The sequence below is a fragment of the Methylobacterium sp. 190mf genome, assembly GCF_900107945.1.
In the GTDB taxonomy this organism is placed as follows: Bacteria; Pseudomonadota; Alphaproteobacteria; order Rhizobiales; family Beijerinckiaceae; genus Methylobacterium.
In genome coordinates this window covers 255125-273381 of the sequence record NZ_FNVI01000006.1, presented here as the reverse complement: position 1 = coordinate 273381, position 18257 = coordinate 255125, and the positions used below count along the sequence as shown (strand labels likewise).

Annotated in this window: 18 protein-coding genes and 2 riboswitches; of the genes, 8 read left to right on the top strand and 10 right to left on the bottom strand. The window is 73.4% G+C overall.

Annotation, left to right across the window (positions count from 1 at the left end; translation table 11 throughout):
• Positions 1–31: 31 nt before the first annotated feature.
• Both C4T42_RS09695 and C4T42_RS09690 read right to left on the bottom strand, forming a co-directional pair.
• Positions 32–262 carry a DUF2945 domain-containing protein gene (locus C4T42_RS09695; protein WP_103985057.1) on the bottom strand — a complete coding sequence of 77 codons (231 nt, stop codon included), beginning with the start codon at positions 260–262 and terminating at the stop codon, positions 32–34.
• A 79-nt stretch (positions 263–341) separates the two neighbouring features.
• Positions 342–605, bottom strand: a complete 264-nt coding sequence (locus tag C4T42_RS09690) for a hypothetical protein (RefSeq protein WP_103985056.1) — start codon at positions 603–605, stop codon at positions 342–344.
• A 231-nt stretch (positions 606–836) separates the two neighbouring features.
• Between C4T42_RS09690 and C4T42_RS09685 the strand changes: the two genes are divergently transcribed.
• The 3 genes from C4T42_RS09685 to C4T42_RS09675 all read left to right on the top strand — a co-directional run bounded on the left by C4T42_RS09685 (position 837) and on the right by C4T42_RS09675 (position 4358).
• On the top strand, positions 837–2093 hold the full coding sequence (locus C4T42_RS09685; RefSeq protein WP_026605307.1) for a histidine kinase dimerization/phosphoacceptor domain -containing protein: 1257 nt from the start codon (positions 837–839) through the stop codon (positions 2091–2093).
• A gap of 97 nt (positions 2094–2190) precedes the next feature.
• Positions 2191–3324: a hypothetical protein gene (locus C4T42_RS09680; RefSeq protein ID WP_103985055.1), complete on the top strand. Its 1134-nt coding sequence runs from the start codon at positions 2191–2193 to the stop codon at positions 3322–3324.
• Positions 3325–3413: 89 nt separating this feature from the next.
• On the top strand, positions 3414–4358 hold the full coding sequence (locus C4T42_RS09675; RefSeq protein WP_103985054.1) for an alpha/beta hydrolase: 945 nt from the start codon (positions 3414–3416) through the stop codon (positions 4356–4358).
• Between the two features lie 803 nt (positions 4359–5161).
• Here C4T42_RS09675 and C4T42_RS09670 read toward each other — a convergent pair.
• From C4T42_RS09670 to C4T42_RS09645, 6 genes are all read right to left on the bottom strand, one after another.
• Entirely contained in the window at positions 5162–6886 is a 1725-nt protein-coding gene (locus tag C4T42_RS09670; protein ID WP_103985053.1) for a DEAD/DEAH box helicase, read from the bottom strand.
• 9 nt (positions 6887–6895) lie between these two features.
• The gene (gene cobF, locus C4T42_RS09665; protein ID WP_103985052.1) at positions 6896–7684 is read right to left on the bottom strand and encodes a precorrin-6A synthase (deacetylating); all 789 of its coding nucleotides are present in this window, start codon (positions 7682–7684) and stop codon (positions 6896–6898) included.
• A gap of 43 nt (positions 7685–7727) precedes the next feature.
• Positions 7728–8666, bottom strand: coding sequence for an ornithine cyclodeaminase family protein (locus tag C4T42_RS09660; protein WP_091677276.1), 939 nt, complete (start codon positions 8664–8666; stop codon positions 7728–7730).
• Positions 8667–8791: 125 nt separating this feature from the next.
• Positions 8792–9913, bottom strand: coding sequence for a DSD1 family PLP-dependent enzyme (locus C4T42_RS09655; RefSeq protein WP_056529946.1), 1122 nt, complete (start codon positions 9911–9913; stop codon positions 8792–8794).
• Between the two features lie 43 nt (positions 9914–9956).
• Positions 9957–11096 (bottom strand): pyridoxal-phosphate dependent enzyme, encoded by a 1140-nt coding sequence (locus C4T42_RS09650; protein WP_091677280.1) that lies wholly within the window; start codon positions 11094–11096, stop codon positions 9957–9959.
• A gap of 154 nt (positions 11097–11250) precedes the next feature.
• Positions 11251–12513, bottom strand: coding sequence for a D-amino acid dehydrogenase (locus C4T42_RS09645; RefSeq protein WP_042673311.1), 1263 nt, complete (start codon positions 12511–12513; stop codon positions 11251–11253).
• Between the two features lie 65 nt (positions 12514–12578).
• Positions 12579–12688: riboswitch (glycine riboswitch) on the bottom strand.
• A gap of 3 nt (positions 12689–12691) precedes the next feature.
• Positions 12692–12794, bottom strand: a riboswitch (glycine riboswitch).
• 218 nt (positions 12795–13012) lie between these two features.
• Here C4T42_RS09645 and C4T42_RS09640 point away from each other — a divergent pair.
• The 3 genes from C4T42_RS09640 (at position 13013) to C4T42_RS09630 (ending at position 14497) form a co-directional block, all read left to right on the top strand.
• Positions 13013–13348, top strand: coding sequence for a hypothetical protein (locus C4T42_RS09640; protein WP_056529955.1), 336 nt, complete (start codon positions 13013–13015; stop codon positions 13346–13348).
• A 188-nt stretch (positions 13349–13536) separates the two neighbouring features.
• Complete coding sequence (locus C4T42_RS09635; protein ID WP_103985074.1) at positions 13537–13794, top strand: hypothetical protein; 258 nt, start codon at positions 13537–13539, stop codon at positions 13792–13794.
• Positions 13795–13891: 97 nt separating this feature from the next.
• Positions 13892–14497, top strand: a complete 606-nt coding sequence (locus tag C4T42_RS09630) for a glutathione S-transferase (RefSeq protein ID WP_091981296.1) — start codon at positions 13892–13894, stop codon at positions 14495–14497.
• A gap of 37 nt (positions 14498–14534) precedes the next feature.
• Here the strand turns inward: C4T42_RS09630 and C4T42_RS09625 are convergent, their stop codons facing one another.
• Positions 14535–15008: a DoxX family membrane protein gene (locus tag C4T42_RS09625; RefSeq protein WP_042673314.1), complete on the bottom strand. Its 474-nt coding sequence runs from the start codon at positions 15006–15008 to the stop codon at positions 14535–14537.
• Between the two features lie 470 nt (positions 15009–15478).
• Here C4T42_RS09625 and C4T42_RS09620 point away from each other — a divergent pair, with 470 nt between their 5' ends.
• Positions 15479–16276, top strand: a complete 798-nt coding sequence (locus C4T42_RS09620; protein WP_103985051.1) for a glycosyltransferase family 2 protein — start codon at positions 15479–15481, stop codon at positions 16274–16276.
• A 77-nt stretch (positions 16277–16353) separates the two neighbouring features.
• On the opposite strand, the gene argE is transcribed toward C4T42_RS09620, so the two are convergent.
• The gene (gene argE, locus C4T42_RS09615) at positions 16354–17586 is read right to left on the bottom strand and encodes an acetylornithine deacetylase (protein WP_103985050.1); all 1233 of its coding nucleotides are present in this window, start codon (positions 17584–17586) and stop codon (positions 16354–16356) included.
• 262 nt (positions 17587–17848) lie between these two features.
• Between argE and C4T42_RS09610 the strand changes: the two genes are divergently transcribed.
• Positions 17849–18199, top strand: a complete 351-nt coding sequence (locus tag C4T42_RS09610) for a hypothetical protein (RefSeq protein WP_103985049.1) — start codon at positions 17849–17851, stop codon at positions 18197–18199.
• Positions 18200–18257 lie beyond the last annotated feature (58 nt).

The following is an 18257-nucleotide window of genomic DNA, read 5'->3' as shown; positions in this document are numbered from 1 at the left end:
CGCAAGATCACGGCACGCGAAGGTTGCGCGCTTACGCCGACTTGACCCGAACCTCAGAGGCCGATTTCAGCACGGTCTTGCCCTTGGCGGTCTTGATCTCGAGGGCGGGCTCGGCCTTCGAGGCTTCGCGCTTCACCGTGTTGCCCTTGATGGTCTTCTCCACGTCCCGCGTGTGGACCTTGGTCACCGCGCCCGAGACGGTGCCCTTGCCCCATTTGTAGGTGACATCGTCCCCGGTCTTCACCTTCGCCTTGGCGGTCATGCGCGTCTCCATCGTGGATGCGGGGAAAGGCGCCCGGCGGCGGGCGCGTTCCCGGGTTTCCACGGCCGGGATGCCGCACTCAGCGGCCGACCTCCCGCCGCAGGGCTGCGACCATCGTCTCGACCGCCGCCTGCGCGGTCTCGCCGAGGTCGATGGCGCTCTCGCCGGCGGTGACGAGGCCGCGCCCCTCCAGCTCCTTCACGCCCTCCGGGTCGGCCTCGTGGCCGGCGCCGTCACGGCGGATCACCGAGGTGACCGTCTCGCCGCTGACGAGCCGGTGATAGGCCGCGAAGGCGAGGATCGAGAGGGCCTTGTCGGAGAGTCCGTTCAGGTCGTCGGCCATGCGTGCGTTCCTCCGCGCGTTTCTCCACGCGTTCGTCGAAGCGTGCTCGACGGACGAACGCCGTACGGGGCCAGGGGGTCCGGGCGGCCGCCGGGGTGCGACGACACGTGCGACGACACGTGCGACGACACGTACGACGACACTCGCGGCGACGGGTGCGAGGACGGGTGCGCTCCTCCGGGCGACGACGCTTCGCGCCGGGGCCACCTTCCTGCTACCCTGCCGCCCTCCATGACTCCGCAGACCGACCAGACCGAAGTGGAACCGAGCCCCGAGCCGCGCCGCGCGCCCGCGCCGCCCGATCTCGACTATCGCCTGCGCCAGCAGGCGATCCTGTCGGAGTTCGGTGTCGAGGCCCTGCGCGGCACCGATGTCGACCACCTGCTGCAGCGGGCCGCGGAACTGTGCGCGCAGGGCATGGGCGCCGAGTTCTGCAAGGCCCTGGAATATCGGCGCGGCGCCGACACCCTGCTGGTCCGGGCCGGTGTCGGCTGGGGGCCCGACGTGATCGGCAAGGCCCGGATCGGGGCCGATCTCGCCTCCCCGGCCGGATTCGCCCTCAAGACCGGCCGGCCTGTGATCTCCAACCACCTCGCCGACGAGACCCGGTTCCGCACGCCGCAGCTCATGGCCGAGCACGGCATCCGCCGGGCGATCAACGTGCTGATCGAGAACCGAGACGGCGCCTTCGGGGTGCTGGAGGTGGACGATACCCGCGAGGGCATGTTCGCGGAGGCCGACATCGCCTTCATGCAGGGCTTCGCCAACCTGCTCGGCGGCGCCATCGAGCGCCAGCGCACCGAGAGCCTGCTGCGGGCCGCCCTCGCCCGGCAGGACCTGCTCGCCCGCGAGATGAGCCACCGGGTCAAGAACAGCCTCGCCATCGTGGCGAGCCTCCTGGCCCTGCAGGCCCGGGCCGCCGAGGAACCCGCCGTTCAGGCGGCTCTGTCGGACGCGCGCAGCCGCGTCGAGGCGATCGCGGGCGTGCACGACCAGCTCTGGCGGCAAGGTGACAAGGTAGAGGGTGAAGGGGAGGGGGTGCCGGGCGAGCTCGACCTCGCGCCCTTCCTGGAGAAGCTGGTGGCCAACCTCGCCAGCGGCGTGCCGGGTCAGCGGCTTACCTGCACGGCCTGCCCGCAGCGGATCTCGGCCGACCGGGCGATTCCCATCGGCCTCCTGGTCAACGAACTCGTCACCAACGCGCTGAAATACGCCTACCCGACCGAGACGCACCCGGCGGGCGGCGAGATCCGGGTCCGCGCCGAGCGGCGGCCGGAGGGGCTCGTGGTCGAGGTTGCCGACGACGGGATCGGCCTTCCGGCGGGGTTCGAGATCGGGCGCAGCTCGAAGAGCTTGGGCATGCGGGTGGTCGGCAGCCTCACGCGCCAGCTCGGCGGCAGCCTGACGATCCCGGCCCGAGAGAAGGGCGCCTGCTTCCGCCTGGAAGTGCCCCTGGAGGTAACCCCGGAGGCGCCCCCGGCCGGCTGAGCGTGGGGCGCGCCCCGACGAGGGGGCGGGGACTGGACAATGGCCCTACCCCGCCGCGATCGGGGTGCGACGGGCGCGGCGAGACAGAGCGGATGCAGTGACCGAGAACAGGACGACGGCGGCGCTCCTCGCCGAACGGCTCCACGCCTTTCGGAGCCTCGGCGACAATTGCGAGTTCGGGTTCGTGCAGCGCTACGGCGGGGTCGAGCCTTCCGGCCTGCTGCGCTTCTCCTACACGCCCATGGAGGACCTGATCCGCGGCCTGCGCTGCGGCTTCGCGGATTTCGGCGTGCCGGGCGACCTGCGGCTCTCCGTGAGTTCCGGCGGCACCTATTACTGCCACAGCGTCGCCTACAACATCTGGGCGAATACCGGGCACCCGGCCGGCTCGATCGAGCCGGAGGTGCTGCTGGAGCGGGAGTACGGCCGGCTGGCCCATCTCAAGCGCAAGCTGCTGGACGAGCTCGCCGACGGGTCGAAGATCCTGGTGCGCAAGGTCGGCCGCGACGAGCCCGAGGCCGATTTCGCCCGCCTGGCCGAGGCGGTCCGTGCGCACGGGCCCGCGACGCTGCTCCGCGTGACCGAGGCCGGGCCGGACTGGGTTCCCGAGCCCGCCCGGCGCGTCGCCGACCGGCTGATCGAGGGACGGGTCCGCCGGTTCGCGCCGGTGGAGCAGGCCTGGGAGGTCGATCTCGAACCCTGGATGCACCTCGTGGACAGCGTCTACGCGCTGGAGCGCGGCGCGGCACCGACCCGCTTCGACGCCGCCGCCTTCCCGGAGGCGCTGGCGCTGCCGGGGCGCCTGCGCCGGCATGTCGGCCGGCACCGAGCGACGGCTCTGAGCGCCTACACGCGGGCGGTGGATCCGGCCAGCTTCCGCGCCGACACGGTCCACGTGTTCTCGAGCTGGGTTTGGATTCCGGAGGACTTCGCCGGGGACCGGGTCTTCGCGGCGGCCGGCTACGCGCGGCTGGGCTGGCGGGACGCCGACCTGTCGCGGCGCCGGTGCTGGCAGCGCGTCTGGGCGGCGGGACGGCTGCGCCCCGACGCGACGCGGGAGCCCGTCGGGCTCGGCATGATCGGCACGCGGCGGGACGGGTTCTGGTCCGCCGGGGCCCGCTTCGCCGAGGGGCCGATCCCCGGCGATGAGCCGGCGCCGGACCTGCGGATGCCGCCGGTCCGGTTCCCGGGGCGGGATCTCCTCGGCCGGTTGCTGCCGCGGGTCCTGTAGCCCCGGACCGGCGCCCGACCGGGAACCGATCCGGCACGGCGGTCTTGCCTACCGGGCCGCACGGGACCGCGCCCGTCGCGAGGGGGCCCATGCCCGGTTTCGTGCCCGACCGCCGCTCTCTGCTCCTCACCCTGGCCGCGGGTTCGGCCGTCCTGTCGGCGCGGGGGGCCGACGCCGTCGGGGCGCCGGAGCGGATCCCGCTCTGGCCGGGCGAGCCGCCGGGCGGCGGCGGTCCGCAGGGTCCGCCGGTCCGCGACGACAGCGGCGCCGTGAAGAACGTCGCCGTGCCGGTCCTGGAGGTGTACGCCCCGGAGACGCCGACCGGCGTGGCGGTCCTCGTCGCCGGCGGCGGCGGCTACGCCCGGATCGGGATGGTCAAGGAGGCGCTCCCCGCCGCGCTCTGGCTCGCCGCGCAGGGCATCACGGCCTTCGTGCTCACCTACCGCCTGCCGGGTGAGGGCTGGGCGGCGGGCCCCCTGGCGCCGCTCCAGGACGGGCAGCGGGCCCTGCGCCTGATCCGCGCCGCGGCCGCGCGCTTCCGGATCGACCCGGCCCGCGTCGGCGTGCTCGGCTTCTCCGCCGGCGGGCACCTCGGCGGCCTCATCGCCGCGCGCTCCGCGTTCCAGGCCTACGACCCCGTCGACGCGGCCGACGACCTGTCGGCGCGGCCCGACTTCGCGACGCTGATCTACCCCGTGGTGAGCCTGGAGCCGCCCTACGACCGCACGACCACCCGGCGGTCCCTCGTCGGCGAGACCCCGAGCCCGGCGGCGAGCCGGGACTGGTCGCTCCAGACCCATATCCGGTCCGGTTGCCCGACACTGTTCCTCGTGCAGGCGGACGACGACGCGGTCATCAGCCCGGAGCACAGCCGCATCCTGGACGCGGCCTGCCGCGAAGCGGGCGTACCGGTCGAGTACCACCGCTTCGCGGTCGGCGGCCACGGTTTCGGGATCGGCCGGTCGGAGGCGCCGGTCGCCCTCTGGCCGCGGCTCTGCCGGCTCTGGCTGACCAGCGTGTCGGTGATGCGCTGACGCGGTGCGCGCACCGCCGGCCTGGGTGGGCCCGCCGGGTTGGCCATCCGGCTCGGGAGCCGTCAGACAGGCAGGTCAGACAGGCAGGGCAGGGGACCGGTGAGCCCGGCCGGACGCGCAGGTGCCCTCGCCCGCGCGGACAGGACCGCGCGGGCGCGTCGGAGATCGCCGCCGCCGGGTTCGCGGGCGGCCACGCCCGAAGAGCCGGGCAGCCACCGCGCGCGACGCTGAGCTAGCCGGAGCGCCGCGGCAGCGCTCGGCCGTGCGTCGTTCCAGTCCGTCCGCCGCGGGGAGGGGCCTCCGGCCCCTGACCCGACCGCCCTGCCCGGGAGCGTCGGACTTCGGCGCCCGTCGGCCCCTTCGTCCCCGCGCCCGCCGCGGCGATCACGCCGCGTCGCGCGCGACGACGGGCGCGTAGCGGCCCGGGTCGGAGCCGAACATGCCCGGCGGCGGCGCGCGGCCTTTCAACCCTGCGGCCTCGATCTGACGTCCGATCAGCAGCCCTGATCCAACCGCGCGGCCTCCAGGCCGAGGCGCCCAGCACCCGACAACCCAGCCCCCACACCTGCCCCATTGTTCGCATAAGATATATTATGGAATGTAACGAGCAAATCGGGCTGGGTGAGGGGTGGTCCGCCGGCTGAGCCGCTGTGAGTGGCCGGCTGCGAGCCCGGATGGGATCTCGTCTCCGGCCGCCTCCGGATCCGGGCGGTGCGGCCCGGCGTCAAGGCCCGCTCGGCTCGGCGGCATCCGGATCGGGCGAGGGCGGTCCGAGCCCCCTCCCCGCCGCGACTCGCGCCGCCTCACGCGGCGCGCCCGCCCAAGCGGCGCACGTCGCCGAGGATCCGGCCATCCCGGGTCCGACAGTCGATATGCTCCGACAGCCGGCCCGGCCGGATCCGGATCGAGGCCGGCCGGGCCAGGAGCGCGGCGCGCTCCAGGAATTCCGCGGCGCTCATTGGCGCGTCCCGGCCGCCGCCGAGGCCGCGCCACCAGGACACCGCCTTCTCCCGCTCGTAGCCGCTGCGTTCGGGCCGCAGGCGGACGCGCCACGCCGCCTCGGCGGGGCCGTCCCGCCAGCCGAGGACGAGGTCGAGCCCGTCGGGTGCGGCCTCGAGCTTCAGGGCCGTGACCGGATGCCAGGCAACCTCCTGCCGAGCAGCCTCCTGCCCGCCGACCTCCGCCACCGGGGCAGGGCCCGCCGGCTCGGGACCGGGCAGCCCGGGATCCGCCGAGAGGATCGCCAGCTCGTCGTCGGCGGCGGCCTCGTGCGGGGCCTCGGCGTCCGGGTCCGCCTCCGGCTCGGTCCAGCACGCCTCGCAGGTGGAGGCGTTCAGCGCGATCAGGGCGCCGCAGCCGGGGCAGGGCTTGGCGCGCGGGGCCCCTGCCCCGCCCAGTCCCTGGGTGGCGCTCCGGACCGTCACGGCGTCCACGGGCCCGTGCATCCGCACCAGACCGGCGTAATCGAGGATCAGCGCGTCGGCCTTGCCGGGCGCGCAGCGCAGCGCCCGGCCGACCTGCTGCACGTAGAGGCCGGTGCTGCGGGTCGGGCGCAGCAGCGCCACGAGATCGACCTCGGGCACGTTGAAACCGGTCCCGAGCACGCCCACCGAGGTCAGGCAGCGGATTTTTCCCGCCCGGAACGCCGCCACGATCCGGTCGCGCTCCCGGCGGGGTGTCTCGCCCGAGACGCTCTCGCAGGAATACCCTTCCGCCCGCACCGCGTCGCGCACGGCCTCCGCGTGGGCGAGGCCGGCGCAGAAGGCGAGCCAGGCCCGGCGGGCACGCCCGTACTCCGCGAGCTCCGCGACCGCCGCCCGGGTGATCCAGTCGCGGTTGACCGCCGCCTCCAGCTCGCCCGGGATGTAGTCGCCCCCGCGCCGGCCGACCCCCGAGACGTCGAGCTGGGTGAGGGTCGCCTTGGAGACGAGGGGCGCCAGGAAGCCGCGCCGGATCAGCGTGAACGTGTCGGCCTCGTAGGCGATGCCGGAGAACAGCCGGTGCTCGCCTTCGTCGAGCCGGCCCGAATCGAGCCGATAGGGCGTGGCCGTGAAGCCCGCCACCCGCAGCCCGGGGGTCCGCGCGCGCAGGCCAGCCAGGAAGCGGCCGTATCGGGTATCGGCGGCGCGGGGGATCAGGTGGGCCTCGTCGACGATCACGAGGTCGCGCGGGCCCACCGTGTCGAGCCGGTCGGCCACCGACTGGATGCCGCAGACCAGCACCTGCGCCCCGGCCTCCCGCCGCCGGAGCCCGGCCGAGAAGATCCCGGCCGGCGCCCCCGGCCAGGACCGGGTCAGCTCGGAGAAATTCTGGGCGACCAGCTCGCGGCTGTGGGTGACGATCGCCACCCGGGCGAGGGGGTTCTCCTCAAGGGTTTCCCGGGCCAGCGCCGCGATCACGAGCGCCTTGCCCGCCCCGGTGGGCAGCACGATCAGGTGGCCGGGCGCCGCGTCGTCCGCCCCTCCCCGCGCCCAGGTGGCCGAGAGCGCGTCGAGGCTGGCGCGCTGGTAGTCCCGCAGGCGCAGCATGGCGGCGGTCTAGCCGGCCGCGCCGGCCCTGTCCGTGGCGGCGCGGTCACGGCGCAGCAGGTAGATGTCCATGATCCAGCCGTGCCGGGCCCGGGCCTCGGCGCGGACCCGGCGGATCTCCTCGCCCGCGTCGCCCAGCCGGCCCGAGACCAGGATCTCGTCCGGGCTGCCGAGATAGGCGCCCCAGTGGATCGTCAGGTCCGGGTCGAGATGCGCGAAGGCCGGGTCGCCGTCGAGCATCACCACGACGCTCTCCGCCTCCGCCGGCCACCCCGCGGCGAGGCGCCGGCCGGTGGTGATCAGCACCGACCCGCCGATGCCGTTCAGCGGGACGCCGTGGCGGGCGGCGAGGACCTGCACGCTGGACAGCCCGGGCACGACGAGCCGCCGGAACGGCACGCGCCCGCGGGCGAGGATGTGGTCGAGGATGCGCAGGACGCTGTCGTAGAGGGCCGGGTCCCCCCAGGCCAGGATCGCCCCCACCTCCCCGGCCCCGAGATGGGCCGCGAAGGCCGCCTCCAGCCGCTCGGCCCGGGCCGCGTGCCAGGCCTCGACCGTGCGCCCGTAATCGGCCGGGCGGCGCTCCCGGGGCGGGTCCTCGACGGTGACGAACCGGTGTGGCTTGGCGATATGGGTCGCGCAGATCCGGCGGCGGATCTCGACGAGGTCGGCGGTCTCGGCGCGCTTGTCGAGGACGAACACCGCGTCGACGTCGGCGAGCGCCCGCACCGCCTGGAGGGTCAGGTGCTCGGGATCGCCCGTGCCGATGCCGATGACCCGGATCTGCCTGTCCTGCATGCCGTCCTCCGCCGGGGCGGGGAGGGCCGGCGCCGGCCTCCCCCTACAGGCGCGCGTCGGCTTTGGCGAGGATCGCCCGGGCGATGGTCAGGTCCTGCAGGGCGATGCCGGAGGAATCGAACACGGTGATCGCCTCCGGATCCGTCCGGCCCCCCTCCCCGCTCCGGAGCACGTCGCCGAGCGCCCGCATTCCGGCCTGGGCGTCCGCGGAGGCGTGCTGGAACTCGCCGATGGTGCGCGACTGCTCCGGCAGGTCGCAGAACAGGGCGGCTCGTTCCAGCAGGGCGGGGGGCAGCTCCTGCTTGCCCTTCGCGTCCGCGCCCATGGCGGCGACGTGCGTGCCGGGGCGGACCCAGTCGGCCTCGAACAGCGGCGCGCGGGCCGGCGTCGCCGTGACGATCACGTCGGCCGCCGCGCAGGCCTCCCGGGGCGCGGCCGCCCGCACGTCGATCCCCGAGGCCCCCTGCCCCGCCAGGCGCTCGGCAAAGCCCGCGACCTTGGCGGCGTCCCGGGCGACGACCAGCACCGTCCGGATCGGCAGGATCCGGGCGAGCGCCGCGCACTCGAACTCGGCCTGGTTGCCGGCCCCGAACACCGCCAGCACCGCCGAGTCCGGCCGCGCCAGGACGCTCGCCGCCACCGCGTCGGCGGCGGCGGTCCGGTAGGCGTTCACCCGCCCGGCCTCGATCACCGTGTCGACCCGGCCGACGGCCTGGTCGAACAGCAGGATCACCGAATTGTGCCGGGGCAGGCCCCGGTCCGGGTTGCCGGGCCAGAACGAGCCGACCTTCAGGCCGGCATAGTCCGCCGTGGAGCCCGACTTGATCGAGAACCGGTTGGTCGGCTCCGAGCCGTGGCCGAGCACCGCCGGGAACAGGGTGGTCCCCGGCGCCACCGCGGCGATCAGCGCCGCGCGGGCCGCGTCGAACGCCATGGCGTGATCGACCAGGGCGGCGGAGTCCTCCTCGGAGATGAAGCGCATGGATTCAGGGACCTCCCGAGTCATGGTTTCGAAAGGTCGAGACCTTTCGCGGGTATCGGGCGGAGCCCGATGTCGGGGCGCCGCCCCGACGCCCCGCCGAAGGGCCTCGGCCCTTCGGAATCCCGTTACAACGTCATGCCGCGGGCGGTGACCGGCCAGATCGCCTCGACCCGGCCGTTCCGCACGCCCACGTACCAGTCGTAGACGTTGACCGTCGGGTCGCAATGGCCGGGGATCAGTTTCAGGCGCTCGTTGAGCTTCAGCACGTTGCCGGGATCGCTGATCACCCCGTGCTCGTCCGAGCACTTGACGTACTCGACGTCGTCCCGGCCGAAGACCACCGGCAGGCCGCTGTCGATGCTCTGCGCCTTCAGGCCGGCATCGCAGATCGCGACGTCCGCCTTCGCCTTGCTCATGATCGCCGTGTAGATGAACAGGCTGTTCTCGAACTCCGCGATCGGTCGCCCGTCCGCGTCCTTCACCCGCTGGTAGTCCGCGTCCATGAAGACGTAGGAGCCGCATTGCAGCTCGTTGTAGACGCCGCTGCCGCCCTCCATGGCGAAGCTGCCGGTGCCGGCCCCCGCCACGATGGCGCAGTCGAGCCCTTCGGCCTTGAGCAGGTCGACGGTGCGCTTCGTCTCGTCGATCGCCGTCTGGATCAGGGCCTTCCGCTCGCCGAAATCGCGCACGTGCTGGGCCTTGCCCTGGTAGGCCTGCAGGCCCGCGAAGCGCAGGCCCGGCGCCGCCGCGATCTTCTTCGCGATCGCCACGGCGGGCTCGCCCGGCGCGACGCCGCAGCGGCCGGCGCCGACGTCGATCTCCACGAGGCACTCGAGGGTGACGCCGTACCGGACCGCCGCCGCCGAGAGGTCGTCGACATTGCCGAGGTCGTCGACGCAGACCAGCACCCGCGCGCGGGTGGCGAGCGCCGCGAGGCGCTCGATCTTCTTCGGCGCCACCACCTGGTTGGAGACCAGCACGTCGCGGATGCCGGCGCTCACCAGCGCCTCGGCCTCGCTGACCTTCTGGCAGCAGACGCCGCAGGCGCCGCCCCGCTCCATCTGCAGGACCGTGATGTCGGACGACTTGTGGGTCTTGGCGTGCGCCCGGTGGCGCAGGCCGTGCGCCTTCATGAAGCGTCCGAGCGTGTCGACGTTGCGCTCGAGGGCGTCGAGGTCGACCAGCAGGCAGGGGGTGTCCACCTCCTCGACCGGCATCCCGACGGTGGCGGGGATGTTGTTGCGCATGGTGTGTCCTCCTGAACGCGTGCGGATCTCGTGGGGGCCGGGATTACGGGGCGAGGCCCAGAAGCTCGGCGATGCGCGGCGTCGCCTTGATGCCGGTGCCGGTGAGCACCACCACGGTGGTCTCCCCGGGCCGGATCGCGCCGCGCGCGGTGAGGTCGGTGAGCGCCGCCGCCGCCATGGCGCAGGTCGGCTCGACGTAGAGGCCCGAGCGGGCGAGCTCCATCAGGGCGGCCTCGATGGCCTCCTCGGAGACCGCCACGGTGCCGCCGCCGGACCGGCGGAGCGCCGCCAGCACCTCCCGGCCGCGGACCGGCTGGGCGATCGAGGCGCCCTCGGCCAGCGTCGGGCGCGGGGTGACCGGCACGAAATCCGCGGCGCCGGCCTCGAAACCCGCGTGCAGGGGGGCGCAATGGGCCGGCTGGACCGCGTAGAGCCGCGGCAGGCGGGCGATCGCCCCCCGGCGCAGCAGCTCCGAGAAGCCGATATCGCAGCCGAGGATGTTGCTGCCGGCCCCGCACGGGATGATCACGGCGTCGGGCGCGGTGAAACCCAGATCCTCCCACAGCTCGTAGGCCAGCGTCTTGGTGCCCTGGAGGAAATGGGCCTGCCAGTTGTGGCTGGCGTAGAAGATCGACTCCGCTTGGGCGACGGCCGCGTCGGCGGTGTCCTGGCGGGTGCCGGGCACCAGCTCGACCTCGGCGCCGGCGGCCCGCATCTGGACGGTCTTGGCCGGCGAGGTCGAGGCCGGGACCAGGATCTTGGCCCGCATCCCGGCGGCCGCCGCGTAGGTCGCCACCGCGGCGCCGCCGTTCCCGGAGGAATCCTCCAGCACCGCGTCGATCCCCTGCTGGCGCAGGATCGACAGCATCACGGCGGCGCCCCGGTCCTTGAAGCTGCCGGAGGGCGCGAACCACTCGAGCTTGAAATGGGCGTGGCCGCCCCGCCAGGGCCGGCGCACCAGCGGGGTGCAGCCCTCGCCCAGCGTGACCGGGTCGGCCACCGCCACCGGCAGGGCGGCGGCGTAGCGCCAGAGGGAGCGCCGGCCCGTGTCGATCTCCGCCCGCCCGATTCCCGGCAGGTCGGTGATCATCAGCGGACCGCCCGTCTCGGAGCGCCAGCGCGGCGTCTCGATCGGGTAGGTCGCTCCGGTCGCGGGGTCGAGATAGGCGGGAGACGAGGGCATCGCGGCTCGGGTTCCGGGGTGGTTCGGAAAGAGAATACAAAATAATCTTCGACGGCGCGCCCCCTGTTCGAGGATGGGACGGCGCGCCGCGCTGCGCGTCAGGGCTCTGCCCTGACAACCTGCCGAAGGGCCTCGGGCCCTTCGGAGACCCGGGTCAGGCCGCGAGCGGCAGGATCGTCGGCTCCGGGGCGTGCTCGGCGGCGACCGCCCCGGCGACGAGCTCGGCGGTGGCGCCCGAGAGGGTCCATCCGAGATGGCCGTGCCCGGTGTTGTAGAAGATTCCGGGCAGTCGGCCGCGGCCGACCTTGGGCAGCATGGTCGGCAGCATCGGTCGCAGCCCGCTCCAGGCCACCACCCGGTCGGTGTCGACGCGCGGGAACTGCTCGCGGGTCCAGTCGACCAGCGGCTCGATCCGGTCGTGGCGGATGTCGCGGTTGAAGCCGTTGAACTCGGCGGTGCCGGCGACCCGCAGGCGCTCGTCGCCGAGGCGGCTGGTGACGATCTTGGCCGCCTCGTCGAGGATGCTCACCTCCGGGGCCGCCGCCTGCGCCTCCGGGGTCAGCAGGTTCACGGTGATCGAGTAGCCCTTCACCGGGTAGACGTTGACCCGGTCGCCCAGCATCGCCGCGAAGTGCCGGCTGGCGCAGCCCGCGCAGACCACCACCGCGTCGGCCCGCAGGACCCGCGCGTCGCCGGCCGGCCGGCCCGCTTCGCGCCAGCCGACGGCGTAGCCCCCCTCCCCGGGCGCGATCGTCTCGACGCTGGCGTCCTGGACGAAGCGGACGCCCTTGCGCGCGCAGGCGGCCGCGAGGCCGCGGGTGAATTTGTGGATGTCGCCGGTGGCGTCCGAGGGCGTGAAGAAGCCGCCGTGGTAGCGCCCGGCCAGCGTCGGCTCGATCGCCCGGATCTCCTCGGGGGTCACGGCGTAGCGCTCCAGGCCGCCCTCCCGCAGCAGGGCGTTGACGGCGGTCGCCTTCTCGAAGCTCGCCCGGTCCCGGTAGAAGTGCAGGATGCCGCGGGTCTTCAGGTCGAAGTCGATCCCCTCGGCCTCGGCCATGGCGAACAGGGCCTCCCGGGCCTTCAGGGCCAGCCGCACCGTCTCCACGGTGTTCTCCCGGTAATGGGCGATCTCGCGGACGAACTCGGCCATCCACGACAGCTTGTGCCAGGAGGGCTTGGGATTCATCAGCAGCGGCGCGTCCCGGCGCAGCATCCAGCGCAGGCCCTGCATCACCGTGGAGAGCTTGTTCCAGACCTCGGCGTTGCAGGCCGAGAGCTGGCCGCCATTGGCGAAGGAGGTCTCCATGGCGGCGTAGCGCTGCCGGTCGAGGACGGTGACGCGGTAGCCGCGCTGGGCGAGCGCGTAGGCGGTCGTCACGCCGGTGATGCCGGCGCCGATCACGGCGATGTGGGTCATGAGCTTGGACTCCGGGACTGGACGCGTGGAGGCCGCCCTCGAGCGGTCGGCCGGTTGCGCGCCCCATCTGTCCCGGTGCCTGAGAGCTTGATCCGACCCGCCCTGGCGAGGCGAGGCACGGACGTCCCCTTCGGCGGGTGCCCACGGTTTCAGCCCGCTGCACCACTCTCCAGATCGCCCTGACGACACGGTTCCGGTGCCTGAGAGTTTCCGGGGCGGTTGCTCCGTCGGCGCCGGGTCCCCTCTGCTGGGAAGATCCCGGTCTCTCCCGCATCGTCACGATGGGCTGTCCCTGGATACGCCGACCGGCCGCGGGGGAGAAGCCCGTCCGTCCCGCCGGCGGCCAATTCCGCCGACAGCCGGTGCGCGTTGTCACCGCCGGAGCGCTGCCGGAGCGCTGCCGGAGCGCTGCCGGAGCGCTGCCGGATCATCGCGGGGAGCGATCCCCGCCGCCGGCGGTTGACCCGGGGGTTTGACGGGGACTTCCGGGGGACGGCCGATGCTGACCAGGACCGCGATCTACGAGGGCACGGTGCGCGACGGGCGGGAGGAGGAGTTCTTCCGCCGGGTCCGGGACGAGCTGGAGCCGTTCTGGCGGCGGTTCCCGGGCGTCACCGCCGTGCGGGTCCAGCGCCTCGTCTCCAAGGACGACGACGCGCGGCCGATCGCCATGATCCTGGAGATGGACTTCCCCGACCAGGCGGCCCTGGACGCCTGCCTCGCCTCGTCGATCCGCCCGGAATCGCACGCCGCCACCGAGGCGGTGATGCAGATGTTCGACGGCCGCTTCTACCATCTGGTCAGCGCCGGACGGACCTTGTCGCTGGTGGATTGAGATCAGGTCCCGGGACGCCGATGACCGACCATATTCACCGCCGTATTTACCGTACATAAACCGAGACTGACAGATTCATATCTTCTAGAGACAAAACTATTCGCCTACACACCAGTCGAACCAACCCTCTTAAGGGTCTCGGTGCAGCTTGTGCCCGAGCGACACCCTTGGTTCAGGCGGACGGCGCGATGGCGAAGTGGATACCTGGCGCGGCCGTCTTCGGTCTCCTGTGCCTGATGATCATCCCGGCCCCCGGGATCTGGGGCGTCCTGATCGGGGCCGCCTGCGTGCTCGCCATCGTCGGCAGCCTGTGCATGCTCGTCCTCGATCGGGTGGCGAGCGCCATCCTCGTCTGGCGCCAGCGGATGCGGGTGCGACGCCCGAGCCCGGGCCGGAGCCGCAGCCGGGTGGTCCATGCCGGCGCCAGGATGACCCGGAAGGTCTGAGCCTCCGGCGGGGCGCCGGGGACTGGATTCCCCGCGGTATCGGTGCAAGGTCCCGGCGCCGCGATCACGGCGCCTGAGACCAAACCGGGACGGTCCGATGAAGCTCCTCTACTCCCCCGCCTCTCCCTACGCCCGCAAGGTGCTGGTCCTCGCCCACGAGACGGGACTGATCGACCGGATCGCCGTCACCGTCGCGGGGGCCTCGCCGACCGGCCCCTCCGCGGAGGTCGCCGCCCACAATCCGCTGGGCAAGATCCCCGCCCTGGTGCTGGAGGACGGCACAGCCCTCTACGACAGCCGGGTGATCTGCGAGTATCTCGACAACCTCTCCGCCGGCCCGCGCCTGTTCCCCGAGGGCGCCGCCCGCTGGGACGCGCTGACCCGGCAGGCGCTCGCCGACGGCCTGCTCGATGCGGCGCTGCTCACCCGCTACGAGCGGGTGCTGCGTCCCGAGCCCCACCGCTGGGACGCCTGGGAGGCCGGTCAGGTCGGCAAGATCCGCGCGGCGCTGGACCGGTTCGAGAGCCTGGTCGGCGGGATGCCGGCGCTGGATATCGGCACGGTCGCGCTGGGCTGCGCGCTCGGCTACCTGGACCTGCGCTTCCCCGATCTCGCGTGGCGCGAGGGCCGCCCGGCGGTCGCCGCCTGGTACGCGGAGTTCGAGCGCCGCCCGTCCATGGAAGCCACCGTGCCGAAGGGCTGAGGACCTCGCCGCGCCGAGCCCCGCAGACCGCGCCCCGCTACGGCCGGGCCCGGTCGGCGATCGCGTAGGGATGGGTCGATCCGAGCGGATCGGCGAGGAAGTCCTGGACCGTCCCGGCGCCGGTGCCGAAGGTGATGAGCAGGAAGCCGCCCGCCAGCGCGAAGTTCTTCAGGAAGTCCCAGAACAGCTCGCGGCCCCTGCCCCCGGCCCAGAAATCCCCCGGCACCCAGAACTGCTTCCACAGCAGCGCCGTCACCCCGCAATAGCCGGCGAGCACGAAGGCGGCGGCCCGGTCGGCGGTCCCGGTCAGGATGCACAGCGACATCCCGATCTCGACGCAGAGCCCGATCAGGATCAGCGCCGCCGCGGGCGCGGTGGCGTGCACGGCCTGCCGCGCCTGCCCGACCGCGCCCCTGAAGTTCAGGATCTTGTCGAGGGCGCTGAACGGCAGGAACAGCAGCACGAGGAGCAGGCGGACGCCGAACGCGATCGCGACGCTGAGGCTGGCCATGCTCTGAAGGGTCTCCCTCAACCCGGCCCGGTGCGGACCGCTGATCCAAGGCGGTGATCCAAGGCGCTGATCCAAGCCGCGAGCGGCGCGAAGGTTTCCTCGGCGACGGGCCGGTGCCGGCCGGGAGGAGCTCCGCCGCCCGACATGCCGCGCTTCTTCGAGCGAGGGTGGCATCGCGGCAACAATGATTCAAGCCGTTTCGCGAAAATAATGGAACACCGGAAATTTCCGGAATTTCGGATCGATTCTCGGCCGATCGATCGATCTCGATGTATACAGTAGCTCGAAATTTTTTCGATCATTATTGAACTCTACCCGAACCGATCGTCCGAGACTTGACAGGCACGGTCCCGTCTCGGCTCCAGTTCTGCAAGTCTCTCTCGGTCGACGCGCGGTGATCACGCGTGACGGCGCGCGGATCGGGGGAACCGGACCGCAAACCGTATCCGCAGAACCGGCGAGCCTTGACCATGCGAATCGCGATCATCACGCCGTCGCGGCTCAAACCCTCGACCCTGGCCGGAGAGGCCGGCCCGTACTTCCTGGAGCACGCGATCGCGAGCGCCAACGCCCAGGAGCTCGACCGGCCGGCGACGATCCACTTCTTCGTCGGGACCGATCCCGGGACCGAGATCCCGGCACGGCTCGCCGCGCACCCGCAGGTCACCTTCGCGCGCGGCGCGCGCAAGGGCCAGATCCCCGCGCTGAACGCCGCCATCGCCGCCGTCGACGACAGCTGGGACCTCGTCGGCTTCCTCGAGGACGACGATCGCTGGCTGCCGCCCTATCTGGGCGTCGCCGTCCGCGCCCTGGACCGCTTCGATTTCGTCTCCTCGACGCAGCTCGAGACCGACGAGGCCGGCGAGGTGGTGCGGATCAACGACTTCGCGACGCCGTCGGGCTGGCTGATGCGGCGGGCCACTTTCGCGCAGGTCGGCGCGATCAGCCCGGCCGCGAAGTGGCACTACGACAACGAGTGGCTCGGCCGCCTCGCCGAGACCGGCCTGCGCCGCGCCCACCTCGTCGAGGCGACGGCGCCCGTCACGCTGCAGCACGCTTCCCTGGTCCGCCCGTGGCTCGCCAACGTCCTCCAGCTCGGCGGCCCCAACGTGCAGCTCGTGCGGCACGGCTTCGTCCTGCCGCTGGTGTGCCGCCTCGTGCATCCGGGCTCCGGAAGCTCGGATGTCGGCCAGGGCGGGACGTCGAGGGCCGAGAGCGAGGCCGAGTACCGGCGGCTGGTCGACCGCTTCGGCCGCATCCCCTGGTGAGATCGCCCTGGTGAGATCGCGCCGCGCGGCGGAGGCTCCGCGGACCGGCGGCGCGCCCGACCGGCGCGGAGGCCGGTTCAGCCCGGGAGCGCACCCTGGGACGCCGCCGCGGAGCCGGTCACGCAGGCGCCGATCAGCCGCCGCACGAAGCCCGCGCAGGCCGCGAGTTCGTCCCGGGTGACGTACTCGTCCGCCCGGTGGGCGCGCGCGATCGAGCCCGGCCCGATCACCACGGCCGGCACGCCGCCGAGCCGCTCGAACAGCCCGCCCTCCGTGCCGTACGAGACCTTGGCGTGGCCGTTGCGGCCCGCGAGGCGCTTGGCCAGGGTCACGATCGCCGCCTCCGGATCGGTGTCGAGGCCCGGATAATCGATCAGCGGCTCGACCGCGACGCCGCAGGCCGGATCGCCGGCCCGCATCAGCGGCGCCAGCGTCCCGGTGGCGTAGGCGATCGCGGACGCCGCCAGCGCGGCGGCATCGTCCGCGCCGATCGCCCGGTACTCGAACTCGACGCTGCAGCTGTCGGGCACGATGTTGAGCGCCGATCCGCCCCGGACCACGCTCGACAGGCCGGTGGTGTGGGGCACGTCGTAGAGCGCGTCGCGGGCGCCGTCCCGGGCGATGGCCTCCGCCGACAGGCGGACATGCTCGATGAAGCGGGCGGCGTACTCGACCGCGTTGACCCCCTGGGGCGCCAGGGCCGAGTGGCTGGCCTTGCCGCGGAAGGTGAGGCGGGCGGCCGATTTGCCCTTGTGGCCGACCACCACGTCCATTCCGGTCGGCTCGCCCACGAAGCAGCCGAGCGGCCGCGGCACGCGCTCGAGCATCCGGGCGATCAGCGGGCGCACGCCGAGGCACCCGATCTCCTCGTCGTACGAGATCGCGATGTGGATCGGGGTGGCGAGTTCCGCCGCGACCATCTCGGGCAGGAGCGCGAGGCAGACCGCGAGGAACCCCTTCATGTCGGAGGTGCCGCGCCCGTAGAGCCGCCCGCCCTCCTCCCGCAGGACGAACGGGTCCGACGACCAGGGCTGGCCGTCGGTCGGCACCACGTCGCTGTGGCCGGAGAGCACGTAGCCGGGGCGCGTCTCGAAAGGCCCGACGCTGACCAGCAGCGCCGCCTTCCGGCCCGTCGGATCCGGCACCCGCTCGACCGCGGCGCCGAGGTCGCGGCAATAGGCCTCCGCCCAGTCGATCAGAGGCAGGTTCGAGCGGGCGCTCACCGTGTCGAAGGCGACGAGCGCGGCGAGCAGCGCCGCCGGATCGGGCGTGCCGGGGCGCGGCGTGGCGGTCTGTGCGGACTCTGTCATGGATCCCATGTCGTGGGGAGGCCTTGGGGAGGTCTTGGCTGGGTCTTGGCTGGGTCTTGGCTAGGTCTTGGCCGGGCCGCGGCCGGCACACCGCCCCTCCCGAATCGGTTTCGGAGGGGCGCGGCGTCCGCCGGAGTTCTCGGCCTTCCGGGGATCCAGGGCAATGCCCGGCGCCCGGCGGCGCAGACCCGGAACCGGGACGACGTTCGGGCGTAGCCGCCGGGTAGGGCCCCTTCGGCCCGCTCGTCCCGGAGCCCCGACCATGCGTCCCGGTCCCGCCCCGATCCTCGCCGTCCTCCTGTCGACGCTCCTCTTGTCGACGCTCCTCTTGCCGACGCTCCTCCTGCCGACGGCCCCGCTGCTGGCCGCCCCGGCCGAGGCCCGCCGGCAGGCCGCGCCCCCCGCCGGGCGACCGCATCACCGCGCGGCCTCCGACATGGACCTGACCCTCGCCCGCATGGCGGCGCGCGACCGTCCGCTCTGGCGGGTCTGGCAGCGGCCCCGGCCCCTCGCCCGCACGGTCGCGCCGGCGACGCGCGAGCGGGTCGCGGCGCCGCCGCTCACGGGCTGGGGCTACGGCGGCACCGTCCCGGGTGCCGCGCCCGGCTTCTGAACCGCCTCGACCCGGGCCCGGCCGCCTGCCATGGTGCGGGCGACCGCAGCGGCCCGAG

Coding starts and splice junctions, on each gene's coding strand:
- C4T42_RS09695 (WP_103985057.1), bottom strand. CDS start 262: ATGACCGCCAAGGCGAAGGTGAAGACCGGGGACGATGTCACCTACAAA.
- C4T42_RS09690 (WP_103985056.1), bottom strand. CDS start 605: ATGGCCGACGACCTGAACGGACTCTCCGACAAGGCCCTCTCGATCCTC.
- C4T42_RS09685 (WP_026605307.1), top strand. CDS start 837: ATGACTCCGCAGACCGACCAGACCGAAGTGGAACCGAGCCCCGAGCCG.
- C4T42_RS09675 (WP_103985054.1), top strand. CDS start 3,414: ATGCCCGGTTTCGTGCCCGACCGCCGCTCTCTGCTCCTCACCCTGGCC.
- C4T42_RS09670 (WP_103985053.1), bottom strand. CDS start 6,886: ATGCTGCGCCTGCGGGACTACCAGCGCGCCAGCCTCGACGCGCTCTCG.
- cobF (WP_103985052.1), bottom strand. CDS start 7,684: ATGCAGGACAGGCAGATCCGGGTCATCGGCATCGGCACGGGCGATCCC.
- C4T42_RS09660 (WP_091677276.1), bottom strand. CDS start 8,666: ATGCGCTTCATCTCCGAGGAGGACTCCGCCGCCCTGGTCGATCACGCC.
- C4T42_RS09655 (WP_056529946.1), bottom strand. CDS start 9,913: ATGCGCAACAACATCCCCGCCACCGTCGGGATGCCGGTCGAGGAGGTG.
- C4T42_RS09650 (WP_091677280.1), bottom strand. CDS start 11,096: ATGCCCTCGTCTCCCGCCTATCTCGACCCCGCGACCGGAGCGACCTAC.
- C4T42_RS09645 (WP_042673311.1), bottom strand. CDS start 12,513: ATGACCCACATCGCCGTGATCGGCGCCGGCATCACCGGCGTGACGACC.
- C4T42_RS09640 (WP_056529955.1), top strand. CDS start 13,013: ATGCTGACCAGGACCGCGATCTACGAGGGCACGGTGCGCGACGGGCGG.
- C4T42_RS09635 (WP_103985074.1), top strand. CDS start 13,537: ATGGCGAAGTGGATACCTGGCGCGGCCGTCTTCGGTCTCCTGTGCCTG.
- C4T42_RS09630 (WP_091981296.1), top strand. CDS start 13,892: ATGAAGCTCCTCTACTCCCCCGCCTCTCCCTACGCCCGCAAGGTGCTG.
- C4T42_RS09625 (WP_042673314.1), bottom strand. CDS start 15,008: ATGGCCAGCCTCAGCGTCGCGATCGCGTTCGGCGTCCGCCTGCTCCTC.
- C4T42_RS09620 (WP_103985051.1), top strand. CDS start 15,479: ATGCGAATCGCGATCATCACGCCGTCGCGGCTCAAACCCTCGACCCTG.
- argE (WP_103985050.1), bottom strand. CDS start 17,586: ATGACAGAGTCCGCACAGACCGCCACGCCGCGCCCCGGCACGCCCGAT.
- C4T42_RS09610 (WP_103985049.1), top strand. CDS start 17,849: ATGCGTCCCGGTCCCGCCCCGATCCTCGCCGTCCTCCTGTCGACGCTC.